Genomic DNA, 14,514 nt, shown 5'->3' on the forward strand with positions numbered 1-14,514 from the left:
TAGACCATTCAGGCGGCGTTCACCGGGAAGTCTTCCCCCGGCCGTGCCGCTGCGCTGTGCTGGTCCGGCTCACTCTCACTCGATGCTGGGGTACTCGGTGAAGAATTCACGTGTAGTGGTGCCGCTCGCCGCCCTGTTCGCGACGCTGTTCGTCGTTCCCGCCCACGCCGACCCGCTGCAAGCGCCGCTCGGCACGCCGCCGGTCGAGGCCGCGCCCGCCGGGTCGTCGGCCCACGAAGGCCCGAGCGCCTTCGCCGCCGCCGACCCCGACGACGGCCTGGTCACCGGCAGCGCGACCACCGAAGTCGCGCCCGGGCTGAACCTGACCCAGTTCGACCGGTTCGACCCGGCCGGCTGGATCCGCGGCGACACCCTGGCCGTCGACCTGGGCAGCAAGGTGCTGAAGCCGACGTACCTGAGCCCCGGCACGGTCTCCGCGCGCACGCCTCTGTCGCAGCAGATCGCGCGGGCGGGCGCGGTGGCCGGCGTCAACGGCGACTTCTTCGACATCAACGCCACCGGCGCGCCGATCGGCGTCGGCATCGACCACGGGCAGCTGCAGACCGCCCCCGCGGCCGGGCACAACCTCACCGCGTCGATCACCGGCGAAGGCAAGGCGGCGCTGGCTTCGGTGTTCCTCGAAGCCACCGTGACGCTGCCCGGCGGCACGGTGCGGGCGACGAACTTCAACAGCCCGGTCCTCGGCGCCGACGCGATCGGCGTCTACACGCCGTTGTGGGGCGCTTCGGGGCGCGCGACCTCGGTGGCCGGGGCGGCCCGGGTGCGGGAGGTGGAGCTGCGCGACGGCGTGGTCACCGCCGTGCGCGAGCAGCCGGCGCCCGGCCCGATCGCGGCGGGCACGACCGTCCTGCTCGCCCGCGAAGCCGGGGCGGACGCGCTCGCCGCGCTCAAGCCCGGTGACGCCGTCGGCGTCACGTACGCGCCGCGCTCGGACGCCGGGAAGATCGCGGTCGCCGTGGGCGGCAACGAAGTCCTCCTCCGGGACGGCGTCGTGCAGCCGGTCGACAACGTCGCCATGCACCCGCGGACCGCGGTCGGTTTTTCCGCCGACGGCCGGAAGCTGTGGCTGGCCACCGTGGACGGACGGCAGGCCGACAGCCGCGGGATGACCGAGCTGGAACTCGCGCGGCACATGAAGAGCCTCGGCGCGGACGACGCCGTCAACCTCGACGGCGGCGGGTCGTCGACGCTCCTGGCCCGCAACGAGGGCGAAGCGGCGCCGAGCGTCCGGAACTCGCCGTCCGACGGCGGGGAACGCCTGGTGCCCAACGGGATCGGCTTCGCGACCGTGCCCGGCAGCGGCAGGCTCACCGGCTTCGCGCCGGCCCCCGCCGTGGCGGCGGAGGGCGCGGACCGCGTGCTGTCGGGGCTGAGCCGGCACCTGGTCGCCGACGGGCACGACGAGACCGGCGCCGCGGTGGCCGCCGACCCGCGCTGGAGCACGTCGGACCTCCGGCGCGCGACCGTGACGCACGGGGTCGTCACCGGCCACAGCGCGGGCGCGGTCGACGTCGTCGCCCGAGCCGGCCGCGCGTCCGGGAAGACGGCGCTTTCCGTGCTGGGCCGGCCGGTCCGGCTGGGCACGAGCACCGAGCAGGTCGCCCTTTCGGGGGCCGGCGCGAAGAGCACCTTCAAGGTCTACGGCTACGACGCCGACGGCTACGGCACCTGGCTCGAGCCCGACGACGTCAAGCTGGACTACGACCACTCGGTGGTCCGGATCGAGCCGTCCGGCGACGGCTACGCGGTCACCGCGCTGACCGCGTCGGGCGCGACGGCGATCACCGCGTCGGCCGCCGGTTTCACCACGCACCTGGCCGCGTCCGTCGGGACCGTGCCGCGGATCGCGTCGCCGCTGGACGGCCCGGCGGGCTGGACGGCGACGGTGTACCCGGCGGTCGTCGGCGCGGCGCTGTCCGCGGCGCCCGGGCGCGACGGCGGCGCCGGGCTCGCGCTCGACTACCGGCTCACCGGCACGACGGCGACCCGCGCGGCCTACGTGACGCCGTCGGCCCCGCTCGCGGTCCCGGACGGCACGCAGAAGATCGGCCTGTGGGTGAACGGCGACGGCAAGGGCGCGTGGCTGCGCGCGGAACTGCGCGACGCGGCGAACGTGGCGTCCATTGTGGACCTGTCGCTGAGCGTCGACTGGACGGGCTGGCGGTACGTCACCGCGGCGGTCCCGGCGGGGCTGCCCGCGGGCCAGCGCCTGGCGCGGTTCTACGCCGTCGAAAACGTGCCCGACCAGCAGTACGAAGGCCGCCTCGTGTTCGACGACCTCACGTTCGAGGTGGCGCCGACGACGGCCGTGCCCGCCGACCCCGTCCCGCACGACCCGGCCCTGGTCACCGACGGCGTCCTGGCCGGCGGCCTGCGGGTCGCGGTGGTCAGCGACGCGCAGTTCACCGCGGACGACCCGGCGGGCCCGCTGGTCGCGCAGGCCCGCCGGGCGCTGCGCGAAGCCGTCGCGGCGAAACCGGACCTGGTGCTGATCAACGGCGACTTCGTCGACCGCGGCACCGCACCCGACTTCGTGCTGGCCCGGCAGGTGATCACCGACGAGCTCGACGGCAGGGTGCCCTGGTACTACGTGCCGGGCAACCACGAGGCCGAAGGCGGCAACGGGCTGGCGAACTTCCAGGCCGCGTTCGGGGTCACCCACCAGGTCGTGGACGTCCACGGGATCCGGCTGGTCCTGCTCGATTCCTCGCGCGGCTCGCTGCGTGCGGGCGGGTTCGACCAGATCCGGGTGCTGCGGTCGGCCCTCGACTCGGCGGCGGCCGACCGGTCCGTCCGTGGGGTGGTCGTCGCCATGCACCACCCGGTGCGGGACCCGAGCCCGACCGGCAACTCCCAGCTCGGCGACCGGAAGGAGGCGACCCTGCTGACCCAGTGGCTGACCGGGTTCGAGCAGGCGTCGGGCAAGCCGGCCGCGGCCGTGGCTTCGCACGCCGGGGTGTTCTCGCTGTCCCGGGTCGACGGGGTGCCGTACCTGGTCAACGGCAATTCGGGCAAGGCACCGGCGGCCGCGCCCGGCGACGGCGGGTTCGTCGGCTGGACGCTGCTGCGCGTGGACCCGGCCGACCGGGCCCAGCCGGTGCGCTTCGAGACGCGCCCGAACGTCGACGCGCTTTCCCTGTCGGGGCCGACGTCCCTGGCCCGCGGCGAACGCGCGGTCGTCCGCGCTTCGGTGCGGCAGGGGACGCGGGACGTGCCGGTGGCGTACCCGGTGAGCGCGGACTGGCAGGTCGGCCGGGGCGTCGTCGCGTTCGACCCCGCCTCCGGCGTCCTGACTGCGCTGCGGCCGGGGGTCGCGCGGCTTTCGGTGACGGTCAACGGGGTGACGCAGTCGCTGGTCGTGACCGTGCGCGGCTAAAGCGTTCGGTTTTTGTCGGTGGTGGGTCCTAGGGTGCGGAGCGTGGACGAATCGGAGGACCGGGAACCGGCGCTGGTGCAGGCCAAGGCACTGGTGAAGCGCTTCGGCGAGTTCGAGGCCGTGCGCGGGATCGACGTCGAGGTGCGGCGCGGGGAGGCGTTCGGCTTCCTCGGCCCGAACGGCGCCGGCAAGTCGTCGACGATGCGGATGATCGCCTGCGTGTCACCCCGCACCGACGGCGACCTGCGCGTGCTCGGGCTGGATCCGGAGGCCGCCGGGCCGCGGATCCGCGCGCGCCTGGGCGTCGTGCCGCAGCAGGACAACCTGGACGTCGAGCTGACGGTCCGGGAGAACCTGCTGATCTACGGCCGCTACTTCGGCCTGTCCCGCGCGGCGGCCCGCCGCAAGGCGAGCGAGCTGCTGGAGTTCGCGCAGCTGGGCGACCGCGCGGACGACAAGGTCGACCCCCTCTCGGGCGGCATGAAGCGGCGGCTGACGATCGCGCGCTCCCTGGTCAACGACCCGGAACTGCTCCTGCTCGACGAGCCGACGACGGGCCTCGACCCGCAGGCCCGCCACCTGCTGTGGGACCGCCTGTTCCGGCTGAAGGCCCAGGGCACGACGCTGATCGTCACGACGCACTACATGGACGAAGCGGAGCAGCTGTGCGACAGGCTGGTGGTGATGGACCACGGCCGCATCGCGGCGGAGGGCTCACCGGCCGACCTGATCCGGCGGTACTCGACGCGCGAGGTGCTCGAGCTGCGGTTCGCCCCGGGGGCGCAGGGGGCGGCGGCCCAGCAGGTCGAGGGACTGGCGGAGCGCGTGGAGATCCTCCCGGACCGGGTGCTGGTCTACAGCGACGACGGCGAGGCGGCGTTGGAGCACGCGCATTCCCGCGGCGTGCGGCCGTTGTCGAGCTTGGTGCGGCGGAGTTCGCTGGAGGACGTGTTCCTGAGGTTGACCGGCCGGACGCTGGTGGACTGATGGCGATGATCCCCACCGGCCGGGTGGTCGGCAAGTGGCACGGCGCCTGGCTGCGCGTCGAGGGCTACTGGACCTGGTACCGCCGCCACTGGGTGTCCACCCTGTACTCCACCGGCCTCCAGCCGGTGCTCTTCCTCGCCGCCATGGGCCTCGGGTTCGGCTCGCAGGTACGGCCCGGCACGATCACCGGCGGCCTGTCCTACCTCCAGTACATCGCCCCGGCGCTGCTGGCCGCCGGGGCCGCGCAGCAGGCCGTCGGCGAGTCGAGCTACCCCGTGCTCTCCGGGTTCAAGTGGCAGAAGGACTACCTGGCCGTCACCGCCACCCCGGTGTCGCCCGGCCAGGTCTTCGGCGGCCACCTGATCTGGTCGGCCCTGCGCCTGACCCTCGCCGGCGCGACCTACGCGTTCGTCGCGCTCTTCTTCGGCGCCTGGACCGGGCCGGGCGTGCTGCTGGTGATCCTGGCCGGCACGATCACCGGCCTCGCCTGCACCACGCCGATGGCCGCCCTCGCGGCGAGCACCTTCGACGAGGGCCAGCGCTTCGGGCTGATCTTCCGCTTCGTCGTGATGCCGATGACCCTGTTCTCCGGCACGTTCTTCCCGATCTCCCAGCTGCCGGCCGCGATCCGCTGGCTGGCCTGGCTTTCCCCGCTGTGGCACGGCACGCAGCTGGCCCGCGGCCTCAGCGTCGGCGGGGTCGGCGGCTGGGCGCTGCTCGGCCACTTCGCCGTGCTGGCGGCGTTGTTCGCGGCCGGGTGGGTGCTCGCGCACCGGGCCTTCTACCGGAGGCTGGTGGTCTGATGGCGACCGTCGAAACGCGTGCCGGGCTGCTGTTCCGCGTGCTCCCGCCCGGGCTGTACGCGGGCCGCGCGCGCATGCTCGTCGAACGCTCGGTCATGGTGTACCGCGGCAGCTGGCTGATCTTCCTGTCCGGCGCGGTCGAGCCGTTCCTCTACCTGCTGGCGTTCCAGCTGGGCTTCGGCAGGCTGGTCACCGAGGTGACCGGCCCCGGCGGGCAGCCGATGAGCTACGTCGCCTTCGTGGCGCCCGCGCTGCTGGCGACGTCGGCGATGAACGGCGCCGTGTTCGAGTCGACGTACAACCTCTTCTTCAAGCTGCGCTACGCCAAGCTGTACGACGCCATGCTGGCCACCCCGATCGGCCCGCTCGACGTGGCGCTGGGCGAAATCGGCTGGGCGATCACGCGCGGCGGCATCTACGCGGTGGCGTTCCTGGCGATCGCGGCGGCGATGGGCCTGCTGGCGTCGTGGTGGGCCCTGCTGATGGTCCCGGCGGCGCTCCTGGTCGGCCTGGCGTTCTCGGCGATCGGCATGGCCCTGGTGACGTTCCTGAAGTCGACGGCCCAGTTCGACTACATCCAGCTGGGCCTGACCCCGATGTTCCTCTTCGCGACGACGTTCTTCCCGCTGTCGGTCTACCCCGAGCCCCTGCAGTGGGTGGTCCGCTGCCTCCCGCTCTACCACGCGATCGAGCTGATGCGCGGCCTGGCAACCGGCATCCTTTCCGGCGGCATGCTGGTCAACCTGGCGTACCTGCTGGTTCTGGGCGCGGTGGGCCTCTGGGCATCGACGCGGCGGATCGCGAAGCTGCTCTTGACCTGACGCGGCGGGTCAGCGCGCCGGGTCCGGCCGTGCGCCCGGTGCCACGGCGGCCGCCGGCGCGTTGACCATCCCGTGCCCGTAGAACCCGTTGTAACCCTCGTACCCGGCGCAGTACGCATCCTGCAGCCCGTCGCCGGTCAGGTCGTAGTCGGCCGGACACGGCATCGGCATCGCCTGCGCGTCGAGCGTGCGCCGCAGCTGGCGGGGGCCGGCCCGTTCCGCGGCGGACGCCAGCAGCGCCAGCACCCCGGTCACGTGCGGCGCGGCCATCGACGTCCCGCACAGCGGCGCGTACCCGCCCGGCACCGTCGAGAGCACGCACTCACCCGCCTCGCCGCCCGGCGCCGTGATGTCGATCACGCCCAGTCCGTACGAGCTGTAGCCCGTCTTCACCCGGTCGGCGCCGACGGCGGACACCGCGACGACGTCCCGGAGCCCGGCCGGCAGGGCCTCGCAGCCGCTGGCCGCCCCGGGTGAGCCGGATCGCGCCGACGGGGTCAGGTCGACCGCTTCGTTGGTCGCCGCCGCGACGTTCAGCGTGCCCGCCGACGTGCTGTACTCGACCGCTCGTGCCAGCACCTCGTGGACGACGCCGCGGTCGTTGCCGCGGATGCACGAGAGCGTCCACGGGTTGACGAAGAAGCTGCTGTTCGTCAGCCGCATGTGCCGTGACGCAGCCCACATCAGACCGCACACCGCGGCTTCGGGATCGGCGTAGCCGCGGTCGTCGATCACCTTCACCGACGCCACGCTGACCCCGGGCGCCACACCCGTCACGCCGCGGCCGTCGTCGGCCGCGGCGATGATCCCGGCCACGTGCGTGCCGTGCACCGACGTCGTCGGCGCCCAGGCCGCCGGTGACCGGTCCGGGGCGCCGGTCAGGCAGCCGGCCGAGTCGTCGCGGTCGAGGGCGTCGGCCAGGTCGGGGTGGTCCGGGTCGATGCCGGAGTCGAGGACGCCGACCACGACGTCCCGGCGGCCGCCCGCCCCGCGGTGGGCGTTGATCATCGCCATGTCCCACTGCTGCCCGCTCAGGTCCGCGGTGGGCACCTTCGCCGGATCCGTCGCCGGCAGTGTCGCGCGCACCGGCTGCGGCTTGACTTCGGTGGCGCGCTGCGCGGCGAGCCGCTCGCCCTGGGCGCTGAACGCCCGGTCGAGGCCGATCCGCCCGCCGAAGCCCGGGTCGCCGGATGTGGCGACCGCCACGGCGATCTGCGGGTAGTAGACGGTGGTCGCGCCGCAGGCGGCGGCGACCTCCGAACGGGCCGCGGGCTCGGCGGTGCCGCGGTCGAAGGTGACGACGTACCGCAGGACCCGGCCGTGGGCGCAGGCGGGCTCGGCGGCCGCCGCGGGACCGGCGGTGACGCACCCCGAAAGCACCAGGACAGTGCACACGGCCGCCCGCAGCGGCCGCGCCAGCAGGGACACCGGACCTCCCACCGGATGCAGGAACCGCGGGTGCCGGCGCGCGAGATCCCGGTCACCCCGAGCCGCACGGTAGCCACCCCGTGCCCGGTGGACAAGCGCTGCGGCCAAGTTCCCCCGGCCGGTGGGGCTCGCGGCGCGCCCGGCGGCGTGGGCGGGGGTACCGAGTACACCGGAGCGGTCACCCGGTGTGGGATACTCGGGGTGGCCGCTGGGCCGCGGGGCGCACGTGAGAGGTGCTGCCTGCGGCGTTGTGGCCCGGTGAAGTGCGTGGACTCCCGCGACGCGCGTCGCCGCCCGCGAACCGGGCGGCTGGACGACGTGGCGGGCGGCCCGGGGGCCGCGAGTGCCTTATGCACGCCGCCGAGCAGACCTTTGACCGGGTCGCGCGCCACCGGAAGCGGTGGTGGGCGGCGCCCGGTCGTCGGGAAAGGATTCCCGCCGCTGGTGACCACCACGGCGGCAACGATCAGAAAGGGGCCCCTGCGCGGCCGCGTCCCTGCCGGTGCGAACCGGCAGACGCGCCCGGGGGCGGAGGAGACACATGTCGAACGCGGAAACACCCGCCGAGCACGCCGGCGGGAATCCCGCCACACCCGCGAGCGGCCTGGCCGACCTGCCCGCCCGGATCCGGGTGCACGCGCTGGCCAAGCTGCTCGAGTCGCACAGCCGGGACGTCCTCGCGAAGCTGACGGAGCTGGGCGAAAGCGTCCGCAGCGCGCAGTCGAGCGTGACCAGGGAAGTGGCGCTCAAGGTCGCCGAGGCGTTCGCGCCCGCCGAGAGCGAGCAGCCCGCCGAGCCGGTCGCGACCGCTCCGGACCAGGCCGGTCAGGACCGGCCGGCCACTCAGGACACCACCGGCCAGGACACCACCGGCCAGGTCAGTGCCGGCCAGGACAGTGCCGGCCAGGACAGCGCCGGACGCGCGCCCGCCCGGCAGCGCGCCGGCCGGGGCACTGCCGGCCAGCCCTTCGCCCAGCAGGCCGCCGCCGGCGAAGCCACCGAGCAGGCGCCCGAGGCCGAGAAGCCGCGGCCGCGCCAGAAGACCCGCGCGCACCTGCCGGTGTTCGCCGCGCCGTCGCCGGTCTTCCTGCCGCCGGAGCCGGCGGAACGCGCGGCCAAGCCGGCCCGCAAGCCGGCCGACCCGTTCGCGGAGCCGCCGGCGCGCCCCGAGCCCGAGGTGGCCGAGGAAGAGACCGAAGAAGACACCACGTCGGCCGTCGACGCCGGGGCCGACGACGACGAGGACGGCGGCAGCCGCCGTCGCCGCCGCCGGGGCCGTCGCGGCCGTGGCCGGGGCAAGGGCGCCGAAGGCGGCGACGACGCCGCCGAGAACGAGGACGACCAGGCCGAGGAGCCGCAGCCGCAGCCGCGCCGCAAGAGCCGCAGCGGCGGGGACGAAAAGCCCGAAGCGGACACCGAAGAGTCCGAGGACGCGGTCGAGTCGGCTTCGGAGTCCGAAAGTGACGCCGACGAGGGCGAAGGCGGCAGCCGCCGTCGTCGCCGCCGTCGCCGCCGCAAGGGCTCGGACGGCGACGACGCCGAGAGCACCGACGACCCGCCCAACACCGTCACCCACGTCCGCCAGGCGAAGGCCGAGCAGCCCGAGCGCCCGGCGCGCGACGAGGTGCGCAGCGTCCGCGGCTCCACCCGGCTCGAGGCCAAGCGCCAGCGCCGCCGCGACGGCCGCGAGGCGGGCCGTCGCCGCGCCCCGATCCTGTCCGAGGCCGAGTTCCTGGCCCGGCGCGAGTCGGTCGAGCGCACGATGGTCGTCGTCGAGCACGGCGACTCGACCCAGATCGCGGTGCTCGAGGACGGCGTCCTGGTCGAGCACTTCGTGACCCAGTCGGGCTCCGGCTCGATCGTCGGCAACGTCTACCTCGGCCGCGTCCAGAACGTGCTGCCGAGCATGGAGGCCGCGTTCATCGACATCGGCCGCGGCCGCAACGCCGTGCTCTACGCCGGCGAGGTCGACTGGGACGCCGCCGGCCTGGAGGGCAAGGCCCGCAAGATCGAGCAGGCGCTGTCCACCGGCGACTCCGTGCTGGTCCAGGTCACGAAGGACCCGGTCGGGCACAAGGGCGCCCGGCTGACCACGCAGATCTCGCTGCCCGGCCGCTTCCTGGTGTACGTCCCCGCGGGCGGCGCCACCGGCATCTCCCGCAAGCTGCCGGAGAACGAGCGCCGCCGGCTCAAGGACATCCTCAAGCGGATCGTCCCGGAGGACGCGGGTGTCATCATCCGCACCGCCTCCGAGGGCATCGGCGAGGAGGAGCTGGGCCGCGACGTCGACCGCCTGAAGGCGCAGTGGGACGTCATCAAGGAGAAGGCCGCCGCCGGTTCCGGCAAGAAGGGCGGCGCGCCGACCATGCTCTACGAAGAGCCGGACCTGCTGGTCAAGGTCGTGCGTGACCTCTTCACCGAGGACTTCACCAAGCTGGAGATCCAGGGCAACCGGTCCTGGGAGACCATCAACGGCTACGTCAGCCACGTCGCGCCGGAGCTGACCGACCGGCTCAAGCGCTACACCGGCACCGGCGACGCGTTCGCCGACCACCGGATCGACGAGCAGATCACCAAGGCCCTCGACCGCAAGGTCTGGCTGCCTTCGGGTGGTTACCTGGTCATCGACCGCACCGAGGCGATGACGGTGATCGACGTCAACACCGGCAAGTTCACCGGATCGGGTGGCAACCTCGAGGAGACGGTGACCCGCAACAACCTGGAGTCGGCGGAGGAGATCGTCCGCCAGCTCCGGCTGCGGGACATCGGCGGCATCATCGTGATCGACTTCATCGACATGGTGCTCGAGTCCAACCGCGAGCTGGTGCTGCGCCGCCTGACCGAGTGCCTCGGCCGCGACCGCACGCGCCACCAGGTCGCCGAGGTCACCTCGCTCGGCCTGGTGCAGATGACCCGCAAGAAGATCGGCACCGGCCTGCTGGAGGCGTTCTCGACGCCATGCGAGCACTGCAAGGGCCGGGGCGTGGTCGTCTCGACCGAGCCGCAGCGCGCGGGCGGCGGCGGCGGGCACAACCACGGCGGCAACGCCAACGGCGGCAACGGCGGCGGCGGGGAGAAGAGCTCCCGCCGGTCGCGAGGCCGCGGCAAGGGCGAGGAGGCCGCGAAGGAGCCGGCCGAAGCCGCCAAGGCCGAGGTGCACGCCGTCCCGACGCCGGAGCAGCGCGAGTCGATCGCGTCGGCGGTGGCGGCGATGGCGAACGCGTCGAAGGCCGCCAAGGACCACGACCACGGCGCGCTGAACGGCAACGGGCCCGCCCGGGAGGTCGCGGACGTCCCGGCGACCACGGAGGCGGACGAGACGCCGGTGGCGGCCGAGCCGCCCGCCGAGCCCGCCCAGGAGGTCGCCGGCACCCCGGTGACCACCGAGGCGGACGAGGCGCCGGTGCCGCCGGAGGCGGAGCCCGAGGTCGAGCGGTCCCCGGCGCCGGAACCGGCCGAGGAGCCGGTCACGGCGTCCGTGGCCGCTTCGGAGGCCGTCGAGCCGGTCGCCGAGCCCGAGATCAGCGTGCCCGAACCGGCCGTGCGCTCCACCCGGCGCCGTCCGCGCCGGGCGGCGTCGCGGCCCGCGGGCCCGCCGGTGCACGCCTCCGACCAGAGCCAGTGAACGACTAGGGGACCCCGGTGGTAACGCACCGGGGCACCCCACGTAACCTGTAGTACGGCCTGCCACCAGAGCAGGTCGCCTGCGCGAGTCCAGGACCGCCCGTTCCACCAGGTGGGCCGGTCGCGCAGAGCCCCCACCCATTGTCGAGTAATGCAGGAGACTTCCGTGTCGGCGTACGCGATCGTCAAGACCGGCGGCAAGCAGTACAAGGTGGCCGTCGGCGACGTCGTCGAGGTCGAGAAGCTCGAGGGCGAGCCGGGCACCGAGCACATCCTCCCCGCCGTTTTGTACGTCGACGGTGGCGATGTCACCACGGACGCCGACGCGCTGGCGAAGGTCTCGGTCACCGGCAAGGTCGTCGAGCAGACCAAGGGTCCGAAGATCCGGATCCACAAGTTCAAGAACAAGACGGGCTACCACAAGCGTCAGGGTCACCGGCAGAAGCTGACCCGCGTCGAGGTCACCGCCATCTCGCTGTAAGAACTTCTCCGGATCTTCGTTTTAGAAAGAGGACTGAGCTATGGCTCACAAGAAGGGTGCATCCAGCTCCCGCAACGGTCGTGACTCGAACGCGCAGCGCCTCGGCGTCAAGCGCTACGGCGGCCAGGAAGTCAACGCCGGCGAGATCCTGATCCGCCAGCGCGGCACCAAGTTCCACCCCGGCGTCAACGTCGGCCGTGGCGGCGACGACACGCTGTTCGCCCTGGCCGCCGGTGCGGTCCAGTTCGGCGAGAAGCGCGGCCGCAAGACGGTCAACATCGTCGTGCCGTCGGAAGCCTGATTCGGCTTCTGTCTAGACCTCTGACGAGGGGTGGGGCCGGAATATCCGGTGCCACCCCTCGTTTGTTTTGTTCGAACCCTTTTCCGTGAGTGAAGTGAGGCAGAGTCATGGCGTCCCGGTTCGTGGACCGCGCGGTCATCCACCTGACCGCCGGTGACGGGGGCAACGGCTGTGCCTCGGTGCACCGCGAGAAGTTCAAGCCCCTCGGCGGCCCGGACGGCGGCAACGGCGGCAACGGCGGCGACGTCCTGCTGGTCGTCGACCCGAACGTGCACACCCTGCTCGACTTCCACTTCCGCCCGCACGCCAAGGCCGGCAACGGCAAGATGGGCCAGGGCGGCAACCGCGCCGGTGCGGCGGGGGAGACGCTGGTGATGAAGGTGCCGTCCGGCACCGTCGTGTTCACCGACGACGGCGAGATGGTCGCCGACCTGATCGGTCCGGGCACCACGTTCGTCGCCGCCCAGGGCGGCCGCGGCGGGCTCGGTAACGCCTCGCTCGCGTCGAAGGCCCGCAAGGCGCCCGGGTTCGCGCTGCTGGGCGAGCCGGGCGAAAGCCGTGACCTGACGCTGGAGCTGCGGTCGGTCGCCGACGTCGGCCTGCTCGGGTTCCCGTCCGCCGGCAAGTCGTCGCTGATCTCGGTGCTGTCCGCGGCCAAGCCGAAGATCGCCGACTACCCGTTCACCACGCTGGTGCCGAACCTCGGCGTCATCACCGGCGGCGACACGGTGTTCACCATGGCCGACGTGCCCGGTCTCATCCCCGGCGCGTCCGAGGGCAAGGGCCTCGGCCTCGACTTCCTGCGCCACATCGAGCGCTGCGCGGTGCTGGTGCACGTCGTCGACTGCGCGACGCTGGAGCCGGGCCGCGATCCGCTGTCCGATGTGGACGCTCTGGAGGCGGAGCTCGCCAAGTACACGCCGAGCCTCGGCGGGAAGCTCGAAGAACGGCCGCGCGTGGTCGTGCTCAACAAGATCGACGTGCCGGAGGCGGCCGAGCTTGCCGAGTTCGTCCGCCCGGACTTCGAGGCCCGCGGTCTCCAGGTCTTCGAAATCTCGACGGCGTCCCGCAAGGGCCTGCGGGAGCTGACCTTCGCCCTGGCCGCGGTCGTCGAGAAGTACCGCGAGGCGCAGCCGGTGCTGGAGCCGGAGAAGATCGTCCTGCGGCCGCTGGCCGTCGACGACTCCGGGTTCACCGTCGAGGTCGACCCGGAGGAAGAGGGCGCGTTCATCGTGCGCGGCGCCCGCCCGGAGCGGTGGATCCGCCAGACCGACTTCAGCAACGACGAGGCCGTCGGCTACCTCGCCGACCGCCTCAACCGCCTCGGCGTCGAGGACCAGCTGGCGAAGCTCGGCGCGAGGCCGGGCAGCCCGGTCACGGTCGGCGACGTCCAGTTCGAGTGGGAGCCGTCGACGCCTTCGGTTGCGGTTCACCTGTCCGGGCGCGGCACCGACGTCCGGCTCGAGCGCACGGACCGGGTCGGCGCCACCGAGCGCAAGGAAGCCCGCCGGATCCGCCGCGACGGCAGCGGCGAGGACGACGACGAACTGGACCTCGACGCGTGAGCGGCACCCGCGAGGCGATCGCGGCCGCGCGCCGGCTGGTGGTCAAGGTCGGCTCGTCGGCGCTGACGACCGCGGGCAGCGGGCTCGACGCGGCCCGGCTGAACGCGCTGGTCGACGCGATCGCCGAGCGCGTCGCCCGGGAAACCCAGATCGTGCTGGTGTCCTCGGGCGCGATCGGGGCCGGGCTGGCCCCGCTCTCGCTGGGCAAGCGCCCGCGTGACCTGGCGACCCAGCAGGCGGCGGCGAGTGTGGGGCAGCTGCAGCTGGCGCACGCGTACGCCGAGTCGTTCGGCCGGTACTCGCTGACGGTCGGCCAGGTGCTGCTGACCTCCGACGACGTCGTCCGCCGGTCGCACTACCGCAACGCGCAGCGGACGTTTTCGCGCCTGCTGGCGCTGGGTGCGGTCCCGGTGGTCAACGAGAACGACACGGTGGCGACCGAGGAAATCCGCTTCGGCGACAACGACCGCCTGGCGGCCCTGGTGGCCCACCTGATCGGCGCCGACGCGCTGATCCTGCTGTCCGATGTGGACGGCCTGTACGACGGCGATCCGCGCAACGGCGCCACCCGCAAGCTGACCGAAGTGCTTTCGGAGTCCGATGTGGACGGAATCTCGGTCGGCATGTCCAGCTCCGGCTTGGGCACGGGCGGCATGGTGTCCAAACTGGCGGCGGCCCGCACCGCGGCGGGCGCGGGCATCCCGGTCCTCCTGGCCGCGGCATCGGAGGCCTCGGCGGCGCTGACGTCGGCCTCCCCGGGCACGGCCTTCGCCCCGGCGGACACGAGGTTGTCGGCCCGCCGGTTCTGGCTGGGCTACGCGGCGGACACGACGGGCAAACTCCGCCTCGACGACGGCGCGGTGACAGCGGTGGTCCGCCGCCGCCGGTCGCTTCTGGCCGCGGGCATCACCGGCGTGGAGGGCGACTTCCAGGCCGGCGACGTGGTCGACCTGGTCGACGCCCGCGACCGCCCGGTGGCCCGCGGCGTGGTGGCCTTCGACGCAACAGAGCTCCCGGACCTGATCGGCCGCTCGACCCCCGAGCTCCCGGCCGAGCAACGCCGCGAGGTAGTCCACGCCGACGACCTCGTCCCCCTCCGCCGCTAGC

At 73.4% G+C, this 14,514-nt stretch carries 10 protein-coding genes; 9 read left to right on the forward strand and 1 reads right to left on the reverse strand.

What is annotated here, in order from left to right:
• The first annotated feature begins 82 nt into the window (after positions 1-82).
• The 4 genes from ABZW17_RS02230 to ABZW17_RS02245 are packed head-to-tail and all read left to right on the forward strand — an operon-like array spanning position 83 to position 6,008.
• Entirely contained in the window at positions 83-3,397 is a 3,315-nt protein-coding gene (locus ABZW17_RS02230; protein WP_354808773.1) for a phosphodiester glycosidase family protein, read from the forward strand.
• A 42-nt stretch (positions 3,398-3,439) separates the two neighbouring features.
• Positions 3,440-4,384 (forward strand): ABC transporter ATP-binding protein, encoded by a 945-nt coding sequence (locus ABZW17_RS02235; RefSeq protein ID WP_354808775.1) that lies wholly within the window; start codon positions 3,440-3,442, stop codon positions 4,382-4,384.
• Positions 4,384-5,187 (forward strand): ABC transporter permease, encoded by an 804-nt coding sequence (locus ABZW17_RS02240; protein WP_354808777.1) that lies wholly within the window; start codon positions 4,384-4,386, stop codon positions 5,185-5,187. Before ABZW17_RS02235 ends, ABZW17_RS02240 begins: the two co-directional genes overlap by 1 nt.
• Positions 5,187-6,008 carry an ABC transporter permease gene (locus tag ABZW17_RS02245; RefSeq protein WP_354808779.1) on the forward strand — a complete coding sequence of 274 codons (822 nt, stop codon included), beginning with the start codon at positions 5,187-5,189 and terminating at the stop codon, positions 6,006-6,008. The genes ABZW17_RS02240 and ABZW17_RS02245 overlap by 1 nt, the downstream gene beginning before the upstream one ends.
• Positions 6,009-6,017: 9 nt before the next feature.
• On the opposite strand, the gene ABZW17_RS02250 is transcribed toward ABZW17_RS02245, so the two are convergent.
• Positions 6,018-7,436, reverse strand: coding sequence for a S8 family serine peptidase (locus ABZW17_RS02250; protein WP_354808781.1), 1,419 nt, complete (start codon positions 7,434-7,436; stop codon positions 6,018-6,020).
• 541 nt (positions 7,437-7,977) lie between these two features.
• On the opposite strand from ABZW17_RS02250, the gene ABZW17_RS02255 reads away from it, so the two are divergent.
• The 5 genes from ABZW17_RS02255 to proB all read left to right on the forward strand — a co-directional run bounded on the left by ABZW17_RS02255 (position 7,978) and on the right by proB (position 14,513).
• Positions 7,978-11,061 carry a translation initiation factor IF-2 N-terminal domain-containing protein gene (locus ABZW17_RS02255; RefSeq protein WP_354808783.1) on the forward strand — a complete coding sequence of 1,028 codons (3,084 nt, stop codon included), beginning with the start codon at positions 7,978-7,980 and terminating at the stop codon, positions 11,059-11,061.
• Positions 11,062-11,226: 165 nt separating this feature from the next.
• Positions 11,227-11,541, forward strand: a complete 315-nt coding sequence (gene rplU, locus ABZW17_RS02260) for a 50S ribosomal protein L21 (RefSeq protein ID WP_003067132.1) — start codon at positions 11,227-11,229, stop codon at positions 11,539-11,541.
• Positions 11,542-11,581: 40 nt separating this feature from the next.
• Entirely contained in the window at positions 11,582-11,842 is a 261-nt protein-coding gene (rpmA, locus tag ABZW17_RS02265; RefSeq protein WP_093951316.1) for a 50S ribosomal protein L27, read from the forward strand.
• A 107-nt stretch (positions 11,843-11,949) separates the two neighbouring features.
• On the forward strand, positions 11,950-13,407 hold the full coding sequence (gene obgE / locus ABZW17_RS02270; protein ID WP_354808785.1) for a GTPase ObgE: 1,458 nt from the start codon (positions 11,950-11,952) through the stop codon (positions 13,405-13,407).
• On the forward strand, positions 13,404-14,513 hold the full coding sequence (gene proB, locus ABZW17_RS02275; RefSeq protein WP_354808787.1) for a glutamate 5-kinase: 1,110 nt from the start codon (positions 13,404-13,406) through the stop codon (positions 14,511-14,513). Before obgE ends, proB begins: the two co-directional genes overlap by 4 nt.
• Position 14,514 lies beyond the last annotated feature (1 nt).

Source organism: Amycolatopsis sp. NPDC004625 (assembly GCF_040609695.1).
In the GTDB taxonomy this organism is placed as follows: Bacteria; Actinomycetota; Actinomycetes; order Mycobacteriales; family Pseudonocardiaceae; genus Amycolatopsis.